At 50.4% G+C, this 25,718-nt stretch carries 17 protein-coding genes and 3 tRNA genes; 9 read left to right on the forward strand and 11 right to left on the reverse strand.

The genetic code is table 11. The features are described 5' to 3' along the window. Both Q0X25_RS01145 and purE read right to left on the reverse strand, forming a co-directional pair. Positions 1-841: class B sortase (locus Q0X25_RS01145; RefSeq protein ID WP_298578531.1), on the reverse strand; the 841-nt coding region annotated here is incomplete at its 3' end. Between the two features lies 1 nt (position 842). Further along, positions 843-1,310 (reverse strand): 5-(carboxyamino)imidazole ribonucleotide mutase, encoded by a 468-nt coding sequence (gene purE / locus Q0X25_RS01150; RefSeq protein WP_298578532.1) that lies wholly within the window; start codon positions 1,308-1,310, stop codon positions 843-845. A 105-nt stretch (positions 1,311-1,415) separates the two neighbouring features. Here purE and Q0X25_RS01155 point away from each other — a divergent pair, with 105 nt between their 5' ends. From Q0X25_RS01155 to Q0X25_RS01195, 9 genes are all read left to right on the forward strand, one after another. Further along, positions 1,416-3,209 (forward strand): serine/threonine-protein kinase, encoded by a 1,794-nt coding sequence (locus Q0X25_RS01155; RefSeq protein WP_298578533.1) that lies wholly within the window; start codon positions 1,416-1,418, stop codon positions 3,207-3,209. Next, positions 3,206-4,450, forward strand: coding sequence for an FhaA domain-containing protein (locus Q0X25_RS01160; protein ID WP_298578535.1), 1,245 nt, complete (start codon positions 3,206-3,208; stop codon positions 4,448-4,450). The genes Q0X25_RS01155 and Q0X25_RS01160 overlap by 4 nt, the downstream gene beginning before the upstream one ends. A 2-nt stretch (positions 4,451-4,452) precedes the next feature. Then, a complete protein-coding gene (locus Q0X25_RS01165) occupies positions 4,453-4,866 on the forward strand; it encodes an FHA domain-containing protein (RefSeq protein WP_021734568.1) in 414 nt (137 codons plus the stop codon). Positions 4,867-4,953: 87 nt separating this feature from the next. Beyond that, positions 4,954-6,198: a Stp1/IreP family PP2C-type Ser/Thr phosphatase gene (locus Q0X25_RS01170; RefSeq protein WP_298578536.1), complete on the forward strand. Its 1,245-nt coding sequence runs from the start codon at positions 4,954-4,956 to the stop codon at positions 6,196-6,198. A gap of 2 nt (positions 6,199-6,200) precedes the next feature. After that, positions 6,201-9,074: an FtsW/RodA/SpoVE family cell cycle protein gene (locus Q0X25_RS01175; protein WP_298578537.1), complete on the forward strand. Its 2,874-nt coding sequence runs from the start codon at positions 6,201-6,203 to the stop codon at positions 9,072-9,074. Between the two features lie 96 nt (positions 9,075-9,170). Beyond that, positions 9,171-11,102, forward strand: coding sequence for a Stk1 family PASTA domain-containing Ser/Thr kinase (gene pknB, locus Q0X25_RS01180; protein ID WP_298578538.1), 1,932 nt, complete (start codon positions 9,171-9,173; stop codon positions 11,100-11,102). A 109-nt stretch (positions 11,103-11,211) separates the two neighbouring features. Next, positions 11,212-12,108, forward strand: a complete 897-nt coding sequence (locus Q0X25_RS01185) for a phosphoribosylaminoimidazolesuccinocarboxamide synthase (protein WP_298578540.1) — start codon at positions 11,212-11,214, stop codon at positions 12,106-12,108. After that, positions 12,095-12,769 (forward strand): hypothetical protein, encoded by a 675-nt coding sequence (locus Q0X25_RS01190; RefSeq protein WP_298578542.1) that lies wholly within the window; start codon positions 12,095-12,097, stop codon positions 12,767-12,769. The genes Q0X25_RS01185 and Q0X25_RS01190 overlap by 14 nt, the downstream gene beginning before the upstream one ends. Before the next feature lie 66 nt (positions 12,770-12,835). After that, positions 12,836-12,911: transfer RNA gene (locus Q0X25_RS01195), tRNA-Arg, on the forward strand. A 137-nt stretch (positions 12,912-13,048) separates the two neighbouring features. Here the strand turns inward: Q0X25_RS01195 and Q0X25_RS01200 are convergent. The 9 genes from Q0X25_RS01200 to Q0X25_RS01240 all read right to left on the reverse strand — a co-directional run bounded on the left by Q0X25_RS01200 (position 13,049) and on the right by Q0X25_RS01240 (position 25,600). Then, on the reverse strand, positions 13,049-14,557 hold the full coding sequence (locus tag Q0X25_RS01200) for a HAMP domain-containing sensor histidine kinase (RefSeq protein WP_298578543.1): 1,509 nt from the start codon (positions 14,555-14,557) through the stop codon (positions 13,049-13,051). Between the two features lie 3 nt (positions 14,558-14,560). Next, entirely contained in the window at positions 14,561-15,283 is a 723-nt protein-coding gene (locus tag Q0X25_RS01205; protein WP_298578544.1) for a response regulator transcription factor, read from the reverse strand. A gap of 181 nt (positions 15,284-15,464) precedes the next feature. After that, positions 15,465-16,697, reverse strand: coding sequence for a Tat pathway signal protein (locus Q0X25_RS01210; protein ID WP_298578545.1), 1,233 nt, complete (start codon positions 16,695-16,697; stop codon positions 15,465-15,467). 25 nt (positions 16,698-16,722) lie between these two features. Beyond that, entirely contained in the window at positions 16,723-18,066 is a 1,344-nt protein-coding gene (gene purB, locus Q0X25_RS01215) for an adenylosuccinate lyase (RefSeq protein WP_298578547.1), read from the reverse strand. A 740-nt stretch (positions 18,067-18,806) separates the two neighbouring features. Then, positions 18,807-18,882, reverse strand: a tRNA-Lys gene (locus tag Q0X25_RS01220). 92 nt (positions 18,883-18,974) lie between these two features. Continuing rightward, positions 18,975-20,210, reverse strand: a complete 1,236-nt coding sequence (pepT, locus tag Q0X25_RS01225; RefSeq protein ID WP_298578549.1) for a peptidase T — start codon at positions 20,208-20,210, stop codon at positions 18,975-18,977. A gap of 28 nt (positions 20,211-20,238) precedes the next feature. After that, positions 20,239-21,522 carry an aminopeptidase gene (locus Q0X25_RS01230; protein WP_298578550.1) on the reverse strand — a complete coding sequence of 428 codons (1,284 nt, stop codon included), beginning with the start codon at positions 21,520-21,522 and terminating at the stop codon, positions 20,239-20,241. Positions 21,523-21,649: 127 nt separating this feature from the next. Continuing rightward, positions 21,650-21,724, reverse strand: a tRNA-Gly gene (locus tag Q0X25_RS01235). Between the two features lie 477 nt (positions 21,725-22,201). Next, positions 22,202-25,600 carry a hypothetical protein gene (locus tag Q0X25_RS01240; RefSeq protein ID WP_298578551.1) on the reverse strand — a complete coding sequence of 1,133 codons (3,399 nt, stop codon included), beginning with the start codon at positions 25,598-25,600 and terminating at the stop codon, positions 22,202-22,204. Positions 25,601-25,718: the final 118 nt, after the last annotated feature.

The following is a 25,718-nucleotide window of genomic DNA, read 5'->3' on the forward strand; positions in this document are numbered from 1 at the left end:
CGTGATCTACTTTGGAGACAATCTTGTCTGCATCAGCGCGACGCGTCAACGCCTTATCAAGACGCTTTGCCAAGAACTCATGCAATTCATCGGCGCTGGCAAAATTAATCGTACGCGCATCCATATCTTCACGCGCCGTGTCATACATAAAGACAGGCTTCAGGCGATGTGCGCCTTGCTCGGTGACATACCAGATGGTGTCTATCTCATCAAACTTCTTTTGGTCATCAAGGGCTGCAATTTGCTCAAACATAGTGCCGTTAAGCAGATGATGGCCATAAATCAGGGTTTGATTGTCTACAAGACCTGGTTTGGTGTTTTCATAATCCATAAAGAGCTGCCCACCAACAGTCCAGGTACCTTCGGCATTATTGTGTAAGTAATATTCGTTATCAGAGTGCTGATAGATGGGATAATTGATAGTAGTACCAGGCACATAAAGCCAGCCGACAACCTCATCGTTAACCTTCTTGAGAGCGGCCCAGTCTACTGTCACGGGACATTTTTCTACCTCGGAACCTTGACGAGGCACATCATCAATCTTGACGTGCGCGGCAAGATCGCTATTCACTTTATCTTGTTGGTAGTAGCCCCATTGCTGCACAGCAAACATGCCAGCCGCTACCAGCAGCAAAACAATACCTATCGCAAGCAACAAGGTTGAAAAAATGCGCCGACCTTTAGATCTGCGGTTTGGCCTTTGCGAATGAACTCTATTTGCACCGCCCGCATGAGAAGGCAGGGGACTTACCGCATGGTTGCTCAATGGCTCTTCTATCGACGCAGCCATACGCATTGTTTTGTTGTTGGCAGAAGAAGAGCTGCCCATATGACGTGCCACGCTATACCTCTGCCATCGTCGTCTTGAATGTCACTATTTTTTCACGCCATTCAGGCATAGCAGCACCTAGGATTTGCGTTGCGTAGATAGCGGCATTTTTGGCACCACCGATTGCCACACAGGCCACAGGTACACCAGTTGGCATCTGTACCATAGATAGCAAGGAGTCCATACCGCCTAAATCAGACGTCTTCATGGGTACGCCAATCACAGGTAGCGGCGTATATGCTGCAACAACACCACCAAGATGAGCAGCTTTACCTGCTGCTGCGATGATGACACGAATGCCGCGATCAGCTGCAGTAGATGCCCATTCATGCACTTTTGCAGGGGTGCGGTGCGCCGAAGCAATAATGAGCTCATAAGGTACCCCGAGCTCCTCAAGCTGCTGGGTGCAGCCCTCCATTACAGCCATATCGGATTTCGAACCCATAATGATGCCCACCAGAGGCTTTTCTGCCTGAGTCATGTGAATTGGTCTCCTTCCATGGTCATTTGCGCCTTACAGTATACTCATGACACATACACGCGCCTCATTCAAATGCAGCTTAAACAAAGAAAGGACCGCGCGAACGTGCCTATTGCTGACACTCATACACATGTACGTTATCCAGCAGCTCAAAAAGCTGTCGAGCAAAACGATATGCCCGAGACCATGATCTTGCGCCGTTATCGCGTGATGGGCAGCTGTGGTACTGGTGGTTTTGGCACGGTGCTTGCCTGTTGGGATACTCGCCTGCAGCGCCGCGTGGCTATCAAGCGAATGCGCTTGGCACCACTCATCAATCAGACTGCTCAAATTCCTGGTGCCACAATTGCGCAGGCTGATGCCACCATAGAAGAAGCGCTTTCTGAAGCGCGTACTGCGAGCCGCCTCGAACATCCTGGCATCGTTGCGGTACATGATTTCGCAGTTGAGAATCAAGTTGCTTATCTCGTTATGGAATACGTTGATGGTATGACTTTATCCGAGCTGCTTTCCCGCGTTGAGGGCGGCACACTCACCCACGATGAGGTGGCTTACCTTGCACGAGAACTTGGTGCAGCGCTGGCGTTTGCGCACCACGCAGGGGTACTCCATCTAGACATAAAGCCATCCAATATCATGCTGACCCACGAGGGCAAAATAAAACTATGTGACTTTGGTATGGCTGCTCTTTCGTCTGCCGCGGGTTTCGCAGATGCGCGCGGTGGAACCGTAGGCTATATGCCACCCGAACAAATCGAGGGCGGTACGGTCGATGAACGAGCTGATATTTTTTCGATGGTAGTTGTCTTGGTGCAGGCGCTTACCGGCGCCAATCCTTTTACCGCAGATACTGCTGAGCAATCTGGTCTTGCCATTCGCCGCGGCATTCGTCCCCGTCTCTCCAAAAAAGACCCTACCCTTGCAGGAATTACTGAGCAGACCATTATGGCCTGCCTTGATGCAGACCCCGCCCTGCGTCCCACTAATGCTGATCAGGTAGCCGATGATATGGCTTTTGGCCTAGGTGATCCTGAGGAAGGTGCTGCATCTATCGCCTCTCTCACCTCTCAGGAAGAGGGATTAGATGATGACGAATGGGAAGGTGAACGCATTCCACTAGCAGTGCGCTTTCCTTGGCTCACATCGGCAGTCGTGCGTGGACTCACAGCAATTGCAGCAGCAATACTTACCGCTGAGCTTCTACCTCATATCCCCTTCACTCAAACTGTTCCTATAGTACCAGGGGCTTTGGCGGTAGCCGCTGCTGTAGCATGCTGGATGCCGCTTGCAGGACTACTGATTCCCCTGCTCTTTGCACTTGCTCTTTTACCTGCGGCCAACGGGCCGTCTATTTTATTAGCAGCTGCAATCATTGCCTGTTTTGGCACGCTGTGGTTCAAGCAGCTCCATACTCAGACAGCATCGCTTGCACTACTCGTCGCTCCTGCTTTAGGCCAAAACGCCGCTTCCGCTGCTGTTGCAGGTTGTAACTCAGATGTCCCTATGGCAGCTATAAGTGCTGGTTTTGCTTGGCTGCTCACTCAGTTCAAACTCCTACTAATACCGGCAAATTTTCAGCTTGCAAAAGCCGCCACAAAGCTACCATTGCTTATTTCTATCCCTTCACTTATTTGTTTTGGTGGCTGCATGCTTGCAGCCTGCCTCGCAAGCATCATCGGACGCCCCGAAGCCTCACGTGCGCGCTTTGTACTTGGCCAGATTAGCTGCTGTGGCATAGTGTGCTCCACCCAACTTGTAGCAGCTCGGATGGAGAATGGCGGCATATGGCCAGTCCCCACGTGGGAAACGGTGGGTGTTGCGGTACTCTTAACTATACTTGTGTCTCTTGTCAGTGCTTTGCAAGAGTCACGACATTTCGAGGACGAGGAGTCCAGATGAACGTCTTCAAGACATTCGAGCAGCGCATGAATACGGTATTTGGTGCTGCTCCTCAGGGCTTTACAGCTCCCATATCTCTTCGCAAGCTCGCCCGCCGCGCTACCCGCGAGATGGAAGCCGAAACTTTTGTGGTTGACGGGGTCAACACTGCTCCTGCTCTCTATACCATCCTTGTATCCTCTGCAGATGATGCAACAATGCGAGCACTGTATCCTCAGTTCACCGCTGAGCTATCTGATTTGGTCGAACAAGAGGGCAAGCGTCACAACTATGTATTTGTTGGCAAGCCACTGGCTCGGTTTATGGTTGATCCCTCACTGCGCAGCGGTAGGTTTGCCGTCTTTGCAGAAAATGTCGATGCACGCACACTCAATCGTTTACGCATTGAGGAAGAGGCTTTTCTTTCTGGTGCTTCTACCTTGGGTGGGGCCGCTTCTGCCGCTGCTTCAGCTGTCGAGATTCCTCGTAGCAAAAAGCGCCGAAAGCGCGCTGTCCTCAAGCAGCCCGTAGAGGCTCCGATGACTGTTCCTGAGCCTCGAAAGCAAGGGGATGATGTCATTACGCCAGCTCCTGCAGTTAAACCTGCTCCGACAGTAATACCCACTCCCGTTGCCGCTCCTGTACCTGTTGCGCTCTCTGAGCCTGAGCCTACAGCAGAACCTGCTTCTCCGCTCGTCTCTCGTGTACCTGGCATTGCCTCCGAGCATATGCGCGCTATTCCTGTGCCCGATCCTGTGGCGATCCCCATATCAGGCTCTCCTTTGACTGATGACTCTATTGGCTTAGGTGTTATCCCTACAGACTATGTCGATAGTCAGTACGCAGATGCGCTCGCTCCCAGCCCTGCACCTACAGCCCAGCCTCTGTCTATACCGGTGACCCAAAGGCGTCCTCAGGCACAACCTGCTCCCGCGGCAACACCCGCAGCTGCACCCGTTTCTCAACCTGAGCGTAACTACACCTGCACTCTGATTGATCATCAATCGGGACGTAGCTATATCGCCTCTGCTCCCAGCGCCATCATTGGCCGTGAGCGTAGTGAAGGTGCCGTGGTTTTGCGTGACCCCAATGTGTCTCGCCGCCATGCTCAGATTTCTTGGGATGGTCGCGGCTGGCGTATTAAAGATTTACACTCTACCAACGGCACGCTGGTAAATGATGTTGACATAACAGAATGTGCTCTACACGACGGTGACCTTATTACCGTCGGCTTGATGAATCTCGAGTTCCGGGAGAACTAAAGATGATTGATCTTGTCCTTTTCGTTGGTAGGCTTTTGCTTGTTGCCTTCCTTTATCTGTTCCTCTTTACCACGATGAAGACGGGTATTGGTCTTGTGCGCGGACAACGCAAGGATGCTGCGATTTGGACCGTAAGTGTTGAGAAGGGGCCTTCCAATCTACGTGGTCTTCGTGTGGATATCTTGGGACCAGTTGTAATGGGACGCTCCCCTTCATCCGATATCGTCATTGATGAGCCTTTTGTTTCAGCTACACATGCACGCTATACCCTTCAGGGTCCTGCCTTGGTGCTTGAGGATTTGCAATCAACCAATGGCACCCTTGTAAATGGACACCCCATCGACCAGCCCGTTACGCTAAGGGATGAAGATGAGGTACAGGTAGGCGATGCCATCATGCGTATTAGCCGACGCTAGTGAGATGTCCTTATGAATCTATCCATGCTAAAAAATTCGGTAAAGCGACCCTCACTCCACCGGAGAGCCCAAGAGAAAAAAGCTCCTGTGACGAGTCCAGGACACGATACGCTTTGCTTGGATTCGCGGGAAGATTCACAAACCGCCACTGGCTCGACCACGCGCCTGTCTTGGGGTGTCCGATCTGACGTGGGTTTGGTACGTGACCATAACGAGGATTCTTTTCTTATTCGTGCACCATTGTTTGCCGTTTGTGATGGTATGGGCGGACATGCTGCAGGTGAGGTGGCCAGTTCTATTGCCGCTCAGACCCTTGCCGAACAAGCTCCTCATGAAGCGGACGATGTGTACTTAGGTGCTACTGTTGAAGCGGCAAATCTTGCTATTATCAATGCTACCAAAGAGGGTAAGGGTAAACCTGGCATGGGTTCTACCTGCACTTCCGTCATTATTATTGGTGACAAAATGGCAATCGCGCATGTGGGAGACTCGCGCCTCTATCTTTTGCATGCAGGTACACTCGTACGTCTCACACACGATCACTCCTATGTAGAGGAGTTAGTTGATGCGGGTGAGATTACCGCTGATGAGGCGCGAGTTCACCCCTCGCGCTCGGTTATCACGCGTGCGTTGGGTTCTGATCCTGAGATGTATGCCGACCACTTCACCATCAATGTTTCTACGGGAGACCGCCTGATTTTGTGCTCTGATGGTCTTTCATCCATGATCGAAGATGCAAAGATTGAATCGGTGGCCGTATCCTGTGCTACCCCTCAGTCTGCTGCAGATAGCTTGGTTGCCGAAGCACTTTCTGCGGGCGGCCATGACAACGTTACTGTTTTGGTAGTAGATATCGAAGATGATGGTTTGGAAGAGGCGCGGTGGACAAAAAAGAAACGCCATGCCTTACGCGTAACTGCTTGTATTCTTGGCTTTGTACTGTTGATGCTGGCGTCAATGACTCTGATAATTCGTTCGTCTTACTTCCTCAAAGATCATAACGGGCGCATTGCAATTTATCGAGGTTGGAATGACTACGCTTTTGGCCTCCCCCTTAATGAATGGGTGGAAACATCAGATGTGCAAACCTCCGAAATTGCTGATGAGGCAACGCGCACTCGCTTAGAACATGAAGGCGTTGCAGCAGAAAGTTACAAAGATGCCTATGCCAAGATAAATGCTTATATGGAAAGCACTACAAAGACTCTCGACCAAACAGCGGAAACCAAGGAGAAAGTCGAACAAGAAGGTATTTCTCCCGACAATCCCGCAGTACCTCTGGGTGAGGACAGTAAGACAAGCAGCGCAAATACTTCTGAGGCAGGTGAATAAGGATGCGGGAACAAAAAATCAACAGCAGACGCAATACAGAATTGCTATTACTGCTCCTTGCTGCCGTACCGGTAGGCCTGCTTTATGCCATGTATTTGGTCTCTAACAAGGTCACTTTGAGTGTCTCAGCGTTTGCTGTACCCCTCGGTCTTCTTATTGCTTTTACCGGCGCGCATCTTGCTGTGCGCAGGCTTGCCCCTGCAGCAGACCCTGTGATTTTACCTTTGGTATTTGTGCTCTCCGGCATTGGTATCACCTTTGTATCACGTCTCACGGGAGGCCAAACAAACAGCCAAGTCATATGGCTCTTTGTCTCAGTTGCAGCAATGGTAGCCACACTCTATTTCGTACCCAGCCTCGACCAGCTGGCGGAATACAAATTTACCCTAGGTATTGCAGGTATTGTGCTGCTCCTTATCCCAATGATCTTTGGTACTGAAATCAACGGCTCACGCCTCTGGCTACGCTTGGGACCTTTCTCTTTCCAGCCCGGTGAGCTTGCAAAAATTCTTATCATCTTGTTCCTTGCAGCTTATCTCGCAGAAAATCGAGAGATGCTCTCTGCTTCCATGCGCCATATCGGACCACTTGCGCTCCCCCGCCCACGCATGCTGGCACCTATGTTGGTCATGTGGGGCATCTCGCTTTTGGTCGTGGTCTTTGAACGCGATCTAGGCAGCGCCTTGCTGTTCTTTAGTTTCTTTGTGCTCATGCTTTTTGTTTGCACCGGGCGTCCAAGCTATGTCATTTTCTTCTTTTTGTTGCTCGCTATTGGCGGCGTTTTTTGCTTTAGGTTTTTTGGACACGTACAAACTCGTGTATATATGTGGCTTGACCCTACCCAAGATCGCTGGGGTAGCGGCATGCAAATTTTGCAATCGCTCTACTCGTTGGCAGACGGTGGCATGACAGGCACAGGCATCGGTAAGGGTCTGGCGGCCCAGACTGTTACTTTTGTTCAATCTGACTTTATTTTTGCTGCTATCGGAGAAGAGATGGGGTTGCTGGGTGCCTCCGCTGTACTGATTTGTTATTTGCTGCTGGCGGTGCGTGGCCTTGCTACTGCGGCGCGCGCACGTTCTGATGTCTCCGCATTTACTGCGGCAGGACTTACCGCAGCTATTGCCGTTCAGGCTTTTGTTATTGTGGGTGGCGTCACCAAAATGTTGCCACTTACCGGCGTTACGCTGCCTTTTATGAGTCAGGGTGGCAGTTCTTTACTGGCTAGCTTTATCATCATTGGTCTTTTGCTACGCGCAGGAGATGAAGGTACCGGGCACGGCGTCCAGGTAGAAACTTCTGACTCAATTAAATTTAATACCAGCACAAATCCTGCTCTCAACGGTGCCCGCACCGCTTCTTCAGTAGTGCATGGCGCACATGCCCGTGGACGCTATGACATGCTCACACCCGAATCTGGCGTGCTTGGTCGTGTTGCTTTGGGCAAACGACTCACCGTGATTGTCTCCGTGTTTTCCCTCATGTTTGCTGCACTCATTGCCAACCTCACCTATGTGCAAGTCATTCATGCTGAAACCCTACAGCACGATCAATACAACACCCATACGGCACTCAAAGCTCGTCGTGTCCAACGTGGTTCTATTGTGACTTCCGATGAGGTTACACTTGCAGAATCGGTCTTGCAGGCTGATGGTAGCTATCAACGCAACCATCCCCAGGGTTCTCTTGCGGTACACACCGTTGGCTTTGTTTCCACCGGAGAGATTACTGGTGTCGAACTTGCGGCAAATGATGCGCTCAAGGGTGATGCGGACTTTTCCAACCTGCACAACGCTCTGCTTTCGCTGGCAGGAGTGCCCAATGCGGGCTCGTCTGTTGTGCTTACCCTTAATTCGCAAATGCAACGCGCTGCTGAACGTGCGCTCGAAGGATACGTGGGGGCTATTACTGTTCTCGACCCCTCAACGGGTGCTGTATTGGCCAAGGCCTCTTCGCCCACCTACTCTTTTGATCAAAGCGGTTATATCGTAGCTGACGATAAGAACTCACCTCTTGTCGACAGGACCACTTGTGCACTCTATGCACCAGGATCCACTTTCAAAACGCTCACCCTAGGAGCCGCTCTTGACCTTAAGCGCACTACACTTGAAACCTCCTACCCCGCCCCCGCCTCAATGGATTTTGGCGGAGCTGCGGTCACTAACTTTGCAAACGATTCATGGGAATCTCTCAGTGCTAAGGCTGCCTTTGCAAACTCTGCCAATACCGTCTTTGCACAGATAGGTAGCCAAATTGGGGCTCAAAATCTTATCTCTTATGCTCAGGCAGCTGGCTATGGCAGCTCTATTGGTCAGGACTTCTCAACTCTGCCCTCTACAATGCCCGCAGCTGACGATATGTCCGAATGGGAAACCGCTTGGGCGGCAGCAGGCCAGCCTGTGGGACAGCACAAGGGCAACAATGGCCCCTACACCACGGTGATGCAAAATGCAGTGCTCGCAGCAGCGGTTGCAAATGGTGGCGAAGCCATGAAACCCTATGTTATTGATCACATTGTTTCTAACGAGGGTACAACTACCTCTGAGACTCAGCCAGTTTCTCTAGGCAAGGTCTTTTCTGCTTCCACAGCAGACCAGCTCAAAGAAGCAATGCTAAGCGTAGTTGAGTCAGGTACGGGCGGCGGCGCTGCTATCCGTGGAGTCCAAGTGACCGGCAAAACAGGTACCGCTGAAACTAACAATGGAAAATGGTCTAACTCGCTGTTTATCGGTTTTGCTCCTTATAAAAATCCCACTGTTGCTATTTCGGTGGTCATTGAGCAGGTCGATGATAATTCTGTTCACGGCATTGCCACTACTGTGGCAGGAGAAGTGCTTGCTGCTTGTCTCAATGTACAGGCGGCGGGCGCCAGTTGATCTGTGTGAGTAGCGTAGCTTCGTGCTCAAAGAGCGAAGCTTGTGAGATTATGTAAGAACGCAGTAAGCGTACTGCGAGCAAGTTAGGAGCTGCAAATGCCAGGTAGGACACTCGGCGGACGATATGAAGTTCAAGACAAGGTTGGGGCAGGTGGGATGGCGGTCGTCTACCGCGGTCTCGACCGTGTGCTGGGCCGTACAGTCGCTATCAAGACAATGCTTCCGCAGTATGCCAACGACCCGTCTTTTGCTGCTCGCTTTAAGCAGGAAGCTCAAGCGGCGGCGGCTTTGCAGAGTCCCTACATCGTCTCGGTTTACGACTGGGGTAAAGATAACGATACCTATTACATTGTGATGGAGTATTTACGCGGCACTGACCTCAAAAGCGGCATCCGTAGACACGGCGCTCTTGATGGCAAGAAGGTTGCTCAGATTGGCTCACAGATTGCACAGGCTCTCTCTGTAGCCCATCGTCACGACATCATTCACCGCGATATCAAGCCGCAAAATATCATGGTGCAGCCTGACGGCAATATCAAGGTCATGGACTTTGGCATTGCACGTGCAAAAAACAGCCATCTTACAACCGATAATTCTGTTCTTGGTACAGCTCACTACGTATCACCCGAACAAACTCAGGGCAAGCCTTTGGGTCCCACCACAGATATCTACTCACTTGGCGTCGTTATGTACGAAGCTGCAACAGGTAGCGTGCCTTTTGATGGAGACGATGCAATTTCTGTTGCGCTCAAGCAGGTCAACGAAACTCCGCAACCGCCAAGCCAACGCAATCCTGCGATTGATCCTTCTCTTGAAGGCATTATTCTCAAGTGTATGCAAAAAAACCCTGATGCGCGTTTCCAGAGCGCAGACGAGTTAGTGCGTGTGTTGCACGACTATCTTGCAGGTAGGCTTCAGGAAGTCAACAATGCAACTGCCGTATTACCACTTGCTACAGCTACTGCACAGATTGGCGCTCCTTCGACTACGGCCACCCAACGTGTAACTCCTGTACGCACCACATCTGCGCGTGCACGCCAGACTTCGGCCACCGAGCTCGCACGCGAACGACAAGAAGCCGAAGAGCGCCGAAAGAATCGTCGCACTATCTTTGGTGTACTGGGTGCTATTGCACTTGTTATTGCCGTTATCGCGATTCTTTGGACCACCATCTTTGCTGGCGGTGGCACCAAGGCGGTACCCAATCTCTCAAACCTTTCACGCAAAGATGCCATTGAGACCATTGAGTCCACAAATTGGTTTAAAGTGGGTGAGGTTCGTGAGGGCTACAGCGACACGGTAGAGTCTGGTTGTGTCATGAGCCAAGATCCTGCCGCAAACAAACAGTTTGCCAAAAATACAGAAATTAATATCACTATCTCTAAGGGCGAAAAGCCAGCTGAAGATGTATCTGTTCCCGATCTTACCAATATGACTGCCAAAGAAGCTGAAGACGCACTGCTGAGTAGAGGTCTCGTTTCAAAGGCTGGAGACGGTGTCTACTCCCCCGATGTAGAAGCAGGCAAAGTTGTCTCTCAAGATCCCAAACCGGGCGCTGCGGCAAAAGCCGGCGATAGTGTTACCTACCAGCTTTCTTTGGGTGTTGAATCGGTCAAAGTGCCTGACGTAACTGGTATGGGTCAAGACGATGCAACTGCGACTTTAAGCAACGCTGGCTTTAAGGTGGATGTGCGCGAGGAAGCTTCTGATGAGGTTGCTAAAGGTGTGGTGTTCCGTCAGTCTGCCACGGGAAAGGCCGATAAAGGCTCTACGATTGTCATCACTGTTTCCTCTGGTCCTTCTTCTATTGATGTTCCGTCTGTCGTAGGCTTTACCCAAGAAGAAGCTCAGAGTGCTCTGGGCGATGTGGGTTTTGAGGTCAGTGTAGAGACCGCATCGAGCTCAACTGTAGAGAAGGGTAAGGTTATCTCCCAGAGTCCAGGAGGTGGTCGTAGCGCCTCTGTGGGCTCCACCATCACCATTACCGTCTCTACCGGACCAGCTCAAGGTGATGATCCTTCACACTAAATAAAAGACTCACAAACTCTGCGCTCATTTCTCGTATAATCAGCGCGTTTGTACGATATGCGGTACGTAAATGACGATGATTACGCTTGAGTATTAAGGAGATCTTCACATGGAATCGATGGATATGCGCCCTGACTCCCAAGGTAAAGTGCGCGACATCTATGATTGCGGTGATACGTTACTTATGGTCGCAAGCGACCGCATCAGCGCTTATGACTTTATCTTGCCTGACGAGATTCCCTACAAAGGTGAAATTCTTACCCGCATTTCGGCATTTTGGTTTAAGCGCTTCCAGGATTTGATTCCCAATCACATGGTTTCAATTGATCCTGCTGCCCTACCCGATGAATATGCAGGATATACGGATTATCTCGCTGGACGCTCTATGCTTGTTCGTAAAGCGCAGCCTTTGCCTATTGAGTGCATTGTGCGCGGCTATCTCACCGGTTCTGGTAAAAAGACCTACGATCAGGACTGCACGGTTTGCGGTATCAAGTTACCCGAAGGTCTTGTCGAAGCTTCTCAGCTACCCGAGCCCATCTTTACACCCTCGACCAAGGCAGCTATCGGCGACCATGATGAAAATATCTCATTTGAGCGCTGTGCAGAAATTGTCGGCGAAAAAATGGCTGCTCAGCTTCGCGATGCTTCGTTGGCGCTATATCGTGCTGCTGCCGAATATGCTTTAACGCGTGGCATTATTATTGCTGATACCAAGTTTGAGTTTGGTTTGGTTGATGGCGAGCTGACATTAATTGATGAGTGCCTTACCCCTGACTCCAGTCGCTTCTGGCCTGCTGAGGGTTATGCTGCTGGTAGTGTTCAGCCAAGTTATGACAAGCAGTACGTCCGTGATTGGCTGCGTGCCAACTGGGATATGACTGGTGAGCCTCCTCACCTCCCCGCCAAGGTGATTGAGGGTACCTCCAAGCGTTATCAAGAGGCATACCAGATTATTACTGGCGAAGGTTTTACCCCTATGAAGGAGACTCATGTCACTGCGTGATACGTTAGCCGGCGCGCGCGAAGAAGCCGCACTCAATGGCAATCCCTTCTCTAAGAGCGCAACCGACACAAAGACAGATCAACAAGAAGACAATCTTGCGGCAAAAAAAAGTAGCTTTGGTCAATACAAGAGTTCAGCTGCTCGTGCAAAGCCCAGTCGCGAGGCTGCTGCTGCCGTCCGCGTTGTATCTTCTGAGGATTACAAGCTCGGCAAGACGGGGAAAGCTCAGTCTGAGATGACCAAAGAAGAGCAAAAGGCTGAACGTCGCCGCCAGCGCAATATCGCTGATGCGCGCACGCGCGTTGCTCGATCCATCTTGAATGGTCACGCTTCTTATAAACGCAGCCAGCATATTTGGTGGGCCCTGCTTGGTGGCGGCATGGGCATGACAGTATTGTCTTTGGTCCTGAGCCGCTATTTCCCTGCTGAAAAAAGTAGCTTTGGTGCCACGCTAAGCGTGATTACGCTGGTATCTGCTTACGCACTGATTATTGCCGGTTTTATCTATGACTGGCGCTCTGTGCGCCCCATGCGCAATGCCGCTGATGCGGAAGTCGCACGTATGTCAGACAGGCGCATTTTACAGTATGCTGCGACATATCTTGATGAGGACGCTCCCGAGAAGTCTACGCGCAACAAGAAGGATAAAGACGCAAAGTAGTTCCCATTTGGGTCAAAGCCGCGACGGCATTGCGTGCCAACAGGTGATAAAATGACCCTTACGCACGGCCCCGTAGCTCAGGGGATAGAGCACAGGTTTCCTAAACCTGGTGTCGACGGTTCGAATCCGCCCGGGGTCACCAGCATATACGGCAGGTCAGGCAATACGTCTGACCTGCTTTTTTGTAATGCATCCTTGTTCTGCAAACAGCTCGCTGCGCAGCCTTTTTGCAGCCAGCGCAGCCCTTTTGCAGCTTTTCTATTTCTTAGTGGAACATTCCTATTCCTCGGTAGAATCCTGCTTGCGACCATGACGAGACTGATCGGTAGGAATACGCATGGTAAAGGTGGTGCCATGCCCCAATTCGGATTTTACAGAAATGGTGCCATTATGTAGGTCAATAATCCCTTTGGTAATAGCAAGTCCTACGCCGAGACCTCCCGAGGCGCGCTCGCGTCCTGCAGCTGAACGCCAAAAACGTGAGAAGATCTTGGGGATTTCTTCTTTTGCAATACCAATACCTGTATCACGCACAGAAATCAGCACGTCATCGCGGTCAGACTCCACCGTCACCAACACCCAACCACCCTCAGACGTATAGCGCATAGCGTTGGACATAAGGTTGGTGATCGCCTCACGAATACCATCAGGATCCACATCGGCATAAAGCTCGTGGTGTGGCGTCTTATCGTCAAAAGCAAGACGTAGGCCCTTACCAGCAAAGAGACGCTCCTGCATTGATATCAAACTGCGTACCAGATAAACAATGTCGGTATGTTCGGGATGGAATCGCGTTTTGCCGTTTTCAAGACGCGAAAGATGCAGCATTGCATCAACGAGACGAGACAGCCGGCATACCTCATCATCCACTGTCTGTAAATGTTCTTCATCGGCAGGCAGGACGCCATCTTGCATTGCCTCCACCGTAGCCTGAATTGCCATCAGGGGCGTACGCAGCTCGTGGGCAACATCTCCCGTAAGACGACGCTCGTGCTTGATGTCACGCTCGAGACCTGTTGCCATCTCGTCAAACGTTTCACCGAGACGACCAATCTCGTCATCCCCTGAAAGTCTCGTGCGCGCCGTAAGATCACCGTTGCGAATTTGGCGTGCCGTTGAGGTAATGCGGTTAATCGGTCGCACGAGCGAACGTGAGAAAAACACACCCATAACCAGGGCAATTGCCACAGCAATCAGCGCTGCCCATACAATTGCGTTATAGGAATCCGTACGAAATCGTGCATCTGTCTCGGTAAGCAAAGAGCTTGAGTCTCTTGCCCACATACGTACCGTACCCACCTCGCGACCGCTGCTAGCTTTCACTTTTGCGGTCACCGCACTCAAAGACTTGGTGACTTTTTCATGCTCTGCTTTGCTATTGCTTTTGTCAGCATTGTCATAAATTTTGCGGCCCGTAGAGTCTTGTACCAAAATACCAATTTGCCCATATTCACCAACGATGGTTTTGATGAAAGTCTCTGAATCGGCACTCCAACCGCCCACTTGATCGTAGTGGGCGCCAAGCGTATCTGCTGTAGAGCGTACAATGCGCTCCATATTACTACGTGCGTAGCCTTGGAACTGATCCTCCCATACATAGGCGAGTACCATCGAGAGCACAACTGCCGTCATGATGGCAGTGACAGCAAAAAGGACTGCGGTACGTAATTGAAATGAACCTGATGGACGCGATTGCGGTTCGGGACGCATAGTATTGTAGGTCCCACGACGTGAATCTTCGTGGGACCTGCTTTCATTACCTCTGCCTACGTCAAAGAGGTCTGACAAGACTTAGTTCGCCGCCTCGTCATCAGACTTGCTTGGCGCCTCAAACCTATAGCCAACACCATGAACGGTATAGAGCCAACGGGGATGACGGGGGTCGTCACCCAGCTTGGCACGAAGGTTCTTGACGTGAGAGTCGATGGTGCGCTCATAACCCTCAAAATCGTAGCCAAGGACTTTCTCAACGAGTTCCATGCGCGTATATACACGACCAGGGAAGCGGGCAAGCGTCGTGAGCAGCTTAAACTCAGAGGCCGTCAGATCCACCTCTTGGTTGTCGATAAGCACCTTGTGGCCCGTGATATCAATAACCAAATCTCCAAAGTCAAGCACCTCAAGTGCGGGTTCATTTTCGGTGTGCGCACGACGCAACAAGGCGCGCACGCGGGCAACGAGCTCGCGTGGTGAGAAGGGTTTGATCAGATAGTCATCCGCACCAAGCTCAAGGCCAATGATACGATCCTCTACCTCACCTTTTGCTGTCAGCATAATGATGGGCACGTTGGAGGTTTCACGGACGGTACGGCAAACACGCTCGCCTGAAAGTTTGGGCAACATCAAGTCAAGCACAATCAAATCAAACGAATGCTTCTCAAATTCTTCAAGAGCACTTTGACCATCGCCAACACCACGTACAGCATAGCCTTCGCGCTCAAGGTACGCCGCAACAGCATCGCGAATGGTCTTCTCGTCCTCAACGAGTAGAATCCTCTTTTCATCAGCTGCCATGTCGCTCCCCTCAGTTTCAATTTGTTAAGCCTCGGTTGATATAGACACGTCCGAGGCTCCAATCTTCGCAAAACACCCACAGAATTACCACATATCTTAGCACGCCTGCGCGTTCTTGGAAAGATATGCCTTGGTAATAATCCTACGAATTTTTCTAAGCGATAGCTTAAGCTAGCTGTATTTAAAGCTGAAAAGTACGTACTGCAACCGACGCGGGGTAGCCTGTTGTGGCATCTTTGACCGTCGCAAAGCTGACGAAGGTCTTGCACTCTCCATCGCGGGCGGGAAAATCACCATAGTCTACCGTACGATCTGCAGCCGATAGGACTGAGTAGCGCTCTTTCTCCGTATCAATAACAAAGTAAGACGAGCGACTCTTCACAATATAGAGGCCATCTTTTCCCGCAACCTCAGCAGCGGGCTCGCGCGGCAATACAACAAAAGATCCATCACTTGAACCAATATAAGTGCCCATTGATGCAAGAAGACCACCCGCAGCATAGCTGGCCTCAATAGAGAAAACAAATTTCTCGCCTATACGTACAGCAAACATAGGGCTTACGCTTTGGGGAAGCACTAGCTGGTCTACGATAGTTTTGAGATTATCGTCGAGGGAATATGCCGTAATGCCATAAAAGACTCCTTTGGATGCATGCACGCGCGGTGACATGGTAACAGTATTGCCCGAAACCTCAGGGCCTGTTGCAAAACGACCAGGAGACTCAACCACCACGCGAGCTTCAGATGAGCCGAGCTTCCATAGGTAGCAGCGAGAATTCTCCGTGGTTTTAGTGCTTGTCTTGGACGGCATAACTTGCCAAATAACCTTATCTCCAACGACCGCCATGCGCGGGGGATCCCAGTTTGAGTTGACCTTCCATAGGGTTGTGCTTGTACCAGTAAGCTCACCGTTAGAAAAAGGTGCAGCATAGAGCGCCCAAGACTTGGTAAGCAGATCCATCTCGACCCAAGCATATGTCGAATCAGAACAACGCACATCAAAAATTGCAATACTTGGCGTATCGTCTGTGACGGTAGAGGTAACCACGTTGGACACGGTACCCGCAGATACGCTGAGGGCTGCGCCTAAAATTGCAGGCTTTGAAGTGGTTCCCACTGAGGTCATTGCAAGCCAATCACCATCACCCGGACGCAGCACGCTACCGAGAGGAAGGTTATAGGTTTTGTCCTCGCTAATGGGCAGGTCAGTAACAGAGTAGACACTTTCGTTGGTTTCAGGATTGATGACATAGTGAGCCTTGTTTTTATCTACGATGACAGGGGCTTTAACATCCTCATCGCCGGAATGAGAGCAGCCAGCAAGAATGCTTATGGCTCCTGCAGTCACGCCTGTGGTTGCAGTTGCTTTGAACAGGCCGCGGCGTGTAATGCCAGGCCGTTTTTTGAAAGGCATGTCTCTCCCCTTTTACCAGCAAAAACTAAAAGCTCAAATCTTCCAGACGGTCAAATAGAATGTCTGAGCGCTTGAGAAATGCTCGTGGATCAAAGATCGCGTCAAGCTGCTCCGCGTTCAGCGTGCACTCGGGATCAGCTGCAAGACGTTCGCGGAAACTGGGACCTTGGCGCACTTGCTGCACATCATGCCAGGTATCCATAGCATTGCGCTGAACAATGGCATAGGCAGCTTCACGCGTGATGCCCGTCTCCACCAAAGCAAGTAGAACTTTGGAAGAATAGATGAGGCCGCGTGTTTTGTTGAGATTTGCCTTCATTTGCTCTGGATACAAAATCAAGCCATCGATGATGCGAATGAGGCATTGGAACATATGGTCAAGCGCAATAAAAGAGTCAGCCATTGCGACACGTTCGGCAGAACTATGCGAGATATCGCGCTCGTGCCAAAGCGCAACATTATCAAAAGCGACCTGGGCGTTTGCTTTGACCACGCGGCTAAGACCACACACCTTCTCAACCGTAATAGGATTGCGCTTGTGAGGCATAGCTGAACTGCCTTTTTGTCCCTTGCGGAAAGGCTCTTCTGCTTCAAGCGTATCGGTTTTTTGAAGATTTCGGACCTCAGTAGCAATACGCTCACAAGTAGCTGCGGTGGTTGCAAGAACACCCGCAAGATAGGCATGGTGATCGCGACTAACCACCTGGGTAGATAGAGGGTCTACGGTAAGACCAAGATGCTCACAGACATACTGCTCTACGAAAGGATCAATGGAAGAATACGTACCCACAGCCCCGCTAATTGCACCAAAGGCAACGTTGGCACGCGCATCTTGCAAGCGCTGTAAATCGCGATAAAGTTCCCACGCCCAGCTACCAAACTTCATACCAAACGTCATCGGTTCAGCATGGATACCGTGAGTACGCCCAGCGCAAAGAGTGTGTCGCTCTTCAAAAGCGCGGCGGCGACAAATCTCGCCCAGCTGACGCACATCTTCAATGAGCAGCTCAGTAGCTTGGGTTAGCTGATAACAAAGCGCAGTATCACCAAGATCGGAGCTTGTCATTCCAAAGTGAACCCAACGACTCGGCTTTGGCTCGCCGTTGGGAACATCTCTATCAATATAGGAGCCCATGTTAGTTAAAAACGCAATGACATCGTGGTTGGTAACTGCCTCAATTGCGTCTACTTCTTCGCGATTAAATTTTGCATGAGCACGAATATAGGCAGCTTCTTCGGATGTAATACCCGTCTCGCCCAGCTCTGCCTGAGCTTCGCAGGCTAACACTTCGATTTCTTGCCAGATGGCATACTTGTTCTCAAGCTCAAAGATGTCTCCCATCTCAGGGCGGGTATAGCGACCGATCATCTGCATCCTTTCACCGAGGTATCCTGCGTATCAATTCTAGCGCAGCAAATGAAAAGTCTAGACAGTGCAGCATATCCTATATGCAAAGCTCAGTTTGACTATGAGGGCAACACATATCTCGCGTATGCGGCGATGTTCCTGCTAAAAACCAAGCGCTCAGAGCGCGTTTAAGAGGCGCAAAGCTGCTTCTGCGACATTTAGTACCTATATACAGAAATACAAAAAATGCCCTGTCTCCACGGTAGGGAAATCTGATTCAAAAACACCCCTTTTTACCTGCAGGTTTATGAGTGTCTCTACTCATAAGGATAAAAACTCCTTTAATTCTTAGCGCTTTGACCTGCAAAAAGAGCGGCCTTGAAGAATTTGATTTTTGTTTTTTGGCCGCAAAAACATACACACTATTCGGTATATAGTTTACTGATTTATTTTATTAACTGGTAAAATGCTATTTATTGCAATAATAGTGTGTATGTTTACTCGACATTTTCTGGAGCAAAGGGTGGTGAGTTCAGATTTTTAGGAGAGGATGATAAACAGTGAACCTTTTGCGGACAGAAATGCAAAAAAGGACCGAAATCACTCTTGAGGAGTTGTCGCTCGCTCATCGTTGGCTAAACGCATGTATGTGCGTTGGACCACACATTTTCCCTCTCTACCGCTATGTGTCACTTTTTTGTCACCATATGTCACTTTGACAAGAGAAAAGGTCAGAGCCGAAGCCCTGACCTCGTGTTTTCTGGTGGGTCGTGTGGGAATCGAACCCACGACCTTGGGATTAAAAGTCCCCTGCTCTACCAACTGAGCTAACGACCCTTGCGTTTTGTTACGCGTGGCGATTTTACCACGCCTAAGGCTTTTATGATACGAACAACTAGCTTGATATGAATTTTTTTCGTGTAAACCTACTACAAGGTCTTGGGTTCCTTGGCAATTGCTTGAACCAAACGGACGAGTAGCTCGACAACAGAGTCCATCGATTGAACAACCGCAAACTCTTTGCGCCCATGGAAGTTGTGACCACCAACACCGAGATTGGGGCAAGGCAAGCCCTTAAAGGAGAGCGTTGCGCCATCAGTGCCGCCACGAATAGGGCTGGTATCTGCCTCAACACCCATATCCTTCAAAATCTGAATAGGCAGCTCTAAGAGACGGGAATGCTTGTTGATAATCTCAATCATATTTCTGTAGGATTCTTCAATATCGACCTCAACGGTGCCTTCACCATACTTGCTATTGAGGAACTCAGCGATTCTGTGCATGTGCTCAGCGCGTCTGTGTGCTAAAGCCAAGTCATGGTCACGGATGATGTAGTCCAAATCCATCCGCTCAACATCGCCCTTCATTTCGATCAGGTGATAGAAGCCTTCGTAGCCCTCGGTGTGCTCAGGAGTTTCACTATCAGGAATCAAACCATCAAACTCGCAGGCAATACGACAGGCATTCTTCATCATGTTTTTTGCTGAACCAGGATGGATGCTAAAGCCGTTGATGCGCACCGTCGCACTCAATGCGTTGAAGGTCTCACCCTGCACCTCACCAAACGCTTCACCATCAACGGTATAGGCCACATCAGCATTAAATCCCGCAACATCAAAGAAATCACTACCTCGACCAATTTCTTCATCGGGAGTAAAGCAGACTTCAATAGTGCCGTGCTTAAGGGTAGGATCAGCCTGTAAGCGTTCGGCTAGGGTCATAATCTCCGACACGCCTGCTTTATCATCGGCGCCGAGTAAGGTGGTGCCGTCAGAGGTTACAATATCCATCCCTTCATAGCGAGTCAAAAAGGGGTAGTCATCGCGACGCACCACATAAGCTTTCTGTGCATCTTGTACGAGGTCACCGCCTGTATAGTGAATCACCTGAGGCTTAATATCGGTATAAGCAGCTGCGTTCGATACATCGATATGAGCAATAAGACCAAGGACAGGACCATCGTAATTCTCAATATTTGCAGGGATAGTGCCACGTACATAACAGTGCTCATCGACATGAACATCCACAAAACCCAAGGTTTCCATCTCTGCAGCTAAATCGCGAGCAAAAATAAACTCATCCGGGTTACTTGGTACTTCATTCGCTTCGGGATTAGATCCAGTTGAGTAGCTTACGTATTTTAATAGCCTTTCATAGGCTCGCATGACATACCTCCGTGGTGTTGTGGTAACTCTAGCTTTCCCAAGACCATTGACCATAAACAAAGATAGGGGTTTCAGAGCCATCTTTACTCACGCCCCAAATATCCATGTCGTCAGAGCCAATCATAAAGTCTACGTGAGTGGCACTTTGATTGACACCTGCGGCAACAAGTTGATCTTTGTCCATTTCAAGGCCACCTTCGATACATTCGGGGAAGCCCATACCCAGCGCAAGGTGACAGCTAGCATTCTCATCGTAGAGCGTATCGTAGAAAAGTAAGCCTGACTGCCTAATGGGCGTGCTCTTAGAAATTAATGCGCACTCACCTAGGCGGCATGAATTTTCATCCGTTTTGATGATGTGCTCAAGCACCTCTCTACCTTCAGCGGCGTCAAACTCAACAACACGACCAGCCTCAAAACGCAACCAGAAATCACGCACGATTTGGCCAGCATGGACCAGTGGCAAGGCAGAGTACACGATACCATCAACACGCATACGGTCAGGTGTCGTAAAGACTTCCTCGGTGGGAATATTGGGGAAGAAAACTGTACCGTCCTTGGTACGACCTGCACCGCCCTCCCAAATCCCCTTTGGATTCAGACCTACAATTAAATTGGTTCCGTTAGAAGAACGATAGCGCAGCCGGTCGTATTTTGCGGCATTAAGCAGGCGCTTGTTCTTTTCAAAGGTAGCGTTATGTGTTTCCCAAGCACCCTGAGGGTCACTGCCATCTGAGCGAGCAACGGACAGAATTGCCACCCACAGATGATAGACCGCCTCCTCCGCAGAAACCTCGGGAAAGACCTTCTTTGCCCATGCCTCAACCGGTACGCCCGCGATACACCACACATTGCGACCAAAGTCCATACCATCGCGAAACGATTTACATTCAAGGTTGCGTGAACGGTGTGCAGCAGCTGGTTTTGCAGGATCTATACCTGCTAATATTGCAGGATCAGTGCCCTCAAGAAAAAGAAATGCTGCACCCGCTTCAGCAAGACTGTTAAGCTGCTCACGTTTCCAGCTGGGTGTGTGTTCAAACCAAGAGATATCGACGTTTTCATACTCCATGCGTGTAATCGCATCATCGGCCCAAATCACCGTAACGTGACCAGCGCCCGCCTCATAGCCCGCTTTAACTACACGGCGAGCAAAGTCAGCACACTCAACAGGAGTAGAAACCACAAACTCTTGACCTGGCTTAATCGAACAGCCCACATGAACCAACAGCTTTGCATAGTTTTCAATTTGCTGCGAAAGACCCTCGATTGCTCGCCTGCACTCTTGCGAGGTCATAGGGATTTCAGGCATCTCCTTCTCCCCTCTTGTACTATCTTTCCGATACTTCTTTTCCGTTACTAGTGTGCCCCAAAAATCTAGCTATCTTACCTAGGTACCGTAGACACAAAACAAGCCCCGAAGGGCCCGATAACATGTATGGAGCGGGCAACGGGATTCGAACCCGCGGATGATGGCTTGGGAAGCCATTGCCTTACCACTTGGCGATGCCCGCATTGCGTGGAAATTTTATCACAAGGAGAGAAACTCGCGCGAGCTTTCGGTCAAACGCACGTGATTGCCACGTCAGTTGCAGGGGCTAGATGCGGGATATTTGCAGACTGCCATCAGCAACCATCCAGTGTTTGTGCAGTTACGGGCAGCTATCATCCAAGCTAAATCCAAGTTGACAGGTGTAGAGTCATCTTTCCAACAAAAAGGAGAAGGCTATGTTTCTTGCTGTCGAGTGCGGAAGAAGAAAACTAAACCAACAAAAAACTAGGCGTAGTATGCCTTGCCTACCTTTTTGTAAATCAGGCCTGCGCGGTGGAGACCTGTGTAGGTCTGCCATACATCTAGGGGTGGGACACGCTGGTCGAGCTCGCAATTTATTGTTTAGCAGCAACAATAAACCTCCAAGCTCTCAAACAAAGGGCTTGGAGGTCAAAACGTGCTCACAGCTTAGGAACTAAACACTCATAGCTGCAAAGCCTTATGATCTACGGATAACTTCCGCGACAAGCTCGGCAACCAAATTGACTTGTGCAGGATCCACCTCATCAGGATCATCGTCGGGTACCTGAGAAAGTGCCAAAGTACCATCAGGAGTAAGACCACAAATTGTTGCGGCACGCATTCTCGCACGCATAGCAGGTGTGGCGTCAGTATCCTCCCAGTCGTGCTTGCTGCGACCAAGCTCAATGTGAAGATCATCGGCGATCTGACCTATGAGGCGAGAAAGACGGCGGTCGGCTTTACGAGAATTTGCCTGGCCCTCTTCAGTCAACAGCGTCAACTCTCCATCACCAACACAGGAGAGATTTATCACAAAGGACCCGCGCGCATTACGACGATTTTCTGCAAGGAAAGCTTTCATACCCGCATGGTCTGCATACGAGCCGCCTAGTGCTACAAACCAGATGTCATGGGCAAGCAGTTCGTCATCACCCATAGCCAAAATGCTATCGCGGAGCTCTTCTTGTACCCGCACATCATCTTCGTTGGCACGCTTGCCCTCGCGCCTTGTAGCGCCGCCCTTCCAACTATTGTTGGGGCGAGGCTTGCCACCTTCGTCATCATCAAAATGTTCCCAGCTACCAATGGCGCGGCCATCTTTTTTAGCATCGTAATCATCACCAACGCCTAGCCAGTCACCCAAAGATTCGGGCTCTTCTTCGACTTTGTTGGCACGGCGGAACAAGCCACGCCGACGCTTGTTTTTAGGCTTCTCCTCCTGAGAGGCTGGGGCGTGCAAAGTTGTTAATGATTGAGGCACGATATCCTGCTCCTGCGCATCTACTTGCGCGTTGTTTGTACGTTGAGCAGCAGCATCAATCGCTGCGCGAGCCTGCTGACCAGCCTCACTCATACGACGGCGAGATGTCTTTGCTGTTGACTCGAGCTCATCAGCTAAAGGATCAACTTCGTCCTCATCACCTAAAGGATCGGGCAAGTCAAAAAGCACAGCACGTCGAGCCACGTTGCTTACAGTTGGTCTGAAATTAGACTTACCCCAGTTGGGATCATCAAGGGCGGCTGGCTCGGATTGCGCATCAGACAGCCTGGAAGAAACAACTGTCTCGTCTGTGGCTAAGGTATCCAAACCTGACGGGTCTTTGGTATCAGCGTGCTCGTCAACTTCTTGGCCATCTGCCAGCTTACCTAAGGGAACAAACGGCAGAGTGCCATCGGCATCTTCTTGGATGCGTGGCGTCACGCGGGTCTCCATAGAAGCCTCTACAGCCTCTTCCCCATCATCAGCTTCATTGCCTGCCTCTTCAGCGGCTGCGTCACTGCCCTCGTCTGTGGCACCATCGGCTGACTCGTCTGTCACTTCATCACTTGCCTCATCTGTGGCTGCATCACTTGCCTCATCTGTGGTTGCATCACTGACCTCGTCAGTAGCTTCGTCATCTATTTCGTCGCTTGCGTCAACAAGATCATCGGAAGCCTCGTCAGCTTGTTCAGGTGCTGCTTCTTCAATAACATCTTCATCTTCAGGAATTTCTTCCTCGATAATGGCATCGAGATACTGGTACTCGTCGTATTCGTCCTCATCACGCTGGCTTGTCACAGGTTCGGAATTTTCGTCATCGGAGTATTCGCTGTCGCGAGAATCAAAATCTTCCTCTGATCCAAGGTCTTCATCAGGATGGCCATCTTCGGCGTACCCATCTTCAGCAGGCTCATTGTTGTCCTGAATATAGCCTTGCTCGTCTATAGAGGCGTCCTCATAGCCCAACTCCTCTTCATATTGCTCGGACTTAAGAGGTCTGTGAGCAGAAATACTATCTTTTATATGCGTAAAGAATCCCTGAATGCGAGCGCCCATACCTTGCGGCTGGACCTCATCGGGCATTAGATAACCATCGTCTTCTTCGTCGTAATACTCTTCGTCATATTCCTCAGCATCAAATTCTGGTTCTTCGTAGGACTCCTCTGCATCTTGATAGGACTGTGCGTCAGAAGTAATATCTTTCTCCTGCGTGTCCTCATCGTTGTTATTCTCAACTGTCTCGGAGAGCTTATAAATAATCTCGCAACTCGCCGGAAGAATGTGCAGCGCTTCAAGAGTCTCTTGCCCGTGCCGGACTCCAAGAATTTCCTCGGTCTTTGCCTCGCGTGTCACCACTCGAGCAGCCGAAATTGGTTCTTCATAGAGATGCTCAATGGGAGTCGCAGGTTTTACAGGTGCCGGCTCCTCTGAAGTCTTAATGGATGACTCTTCATCATCTTCAGCATTTTCCCTCTCAACATCCACAGGCTCTTCTTCAGATTCCTGCTCTTCAAGCTCATCGATATATGCTGGTTCGTCCTCGCGTTCCTCATCCTCTGCGGGTTCGGCATCAAGATACTCGTCTTCTTCGTAGTCGCCATCGTATTCAGCGTCTTCGTCGTAGTCGTCATATTCAGCGTCTTCGTCAGCGACACCAGCAGCGTCTGGGGCTGCTTCTTCTTGAGCAGCAGTTGCCTGTTCTTCATCGGCAGTCATAGCGTCAGCATCTGCAAGCTCAACCTCTGCTTGCAAGCGCTGCGCTTCTTCCTCGGCTGCCTTGCGGGCAGCTTCTTCTGCGGCAGCAGCCTCCTTCTCTGCAATTCGTGCACGCTCAGCAGCCGCGCGATCGCGCCGCTCGCGCTGCTCACCATAACCTGTTGCCTCATCATCTCCAGGGTGCACCATGGACATCACGCCAAGAAGGGCAGCTACACCGGATTTGTTATCATTGCTGCCTTCTGTACAAGGAGCAAAGCGCTGCTGCAAATCGGCAACGCCAATCATCAACAGGGGCAGCGCACAAATAATTGCAATGACCCACATAAGGTGACGCGCAGCAGAAGGAATAAAACCAAAGGACTGCACAATGCTAAAAAACACCGCAAGACAACTTGCTTGAGGAGCATACTTGCGCAGCAAAGGCTGCCAACGTGCAAAAGGCTCATTGCACAGCAGGTTCTCGCGAGGCGTATCGTAGTGGGCAACAATCACAATGGGACGATTGCCTTTGACCACCAGCGGACCTGTAGCACGGTGGATACCAATGACGTTCTGACTTTGAATCTTGCCGCCCAGGCCACCCAGCAAATCAACTATACCTGCATGATGTAAGGCAAGCAGAGCGAACGTAGCGAGTGTTAAAAGGATACCCACAACCATTGCTGGCGTACCCAACAAGCCTGATAAGAAGACACCAACAAACAGCAAAATACCCACGATGCGGTATGGCAGTTGTCCGAGACGGGGCGCCACAAAATCCTGCATACGTGTCTCAAGGCCGTGACTTTGCATCAAAGACTCAATGGTTCTCGCAGCCTGATATTCTTCTTCACTGTTTACTGGGGCGATATCGACCTTTTGGTTTAGATACTCCAGATAATCGCGCGAAGTTGACATACTGCTCATCCTTTTTGGGTGACGAATACACATTGATGCCTAAATTATACGTCTTACACAGGAAAAAACCTCCCCTTGCGTTTGACAAATGTGAACCACAGGAATAAATACCCTAAAG

This window comes from uncultured Olegusella sp. (assembly GCF_947253395.1).
Taxonomy (GTDB): domain Bacteria; phylum Actinomycetota; class Coriobacteriia; order Coriobacteriales; family Atopobiaceae; genus Olegusella.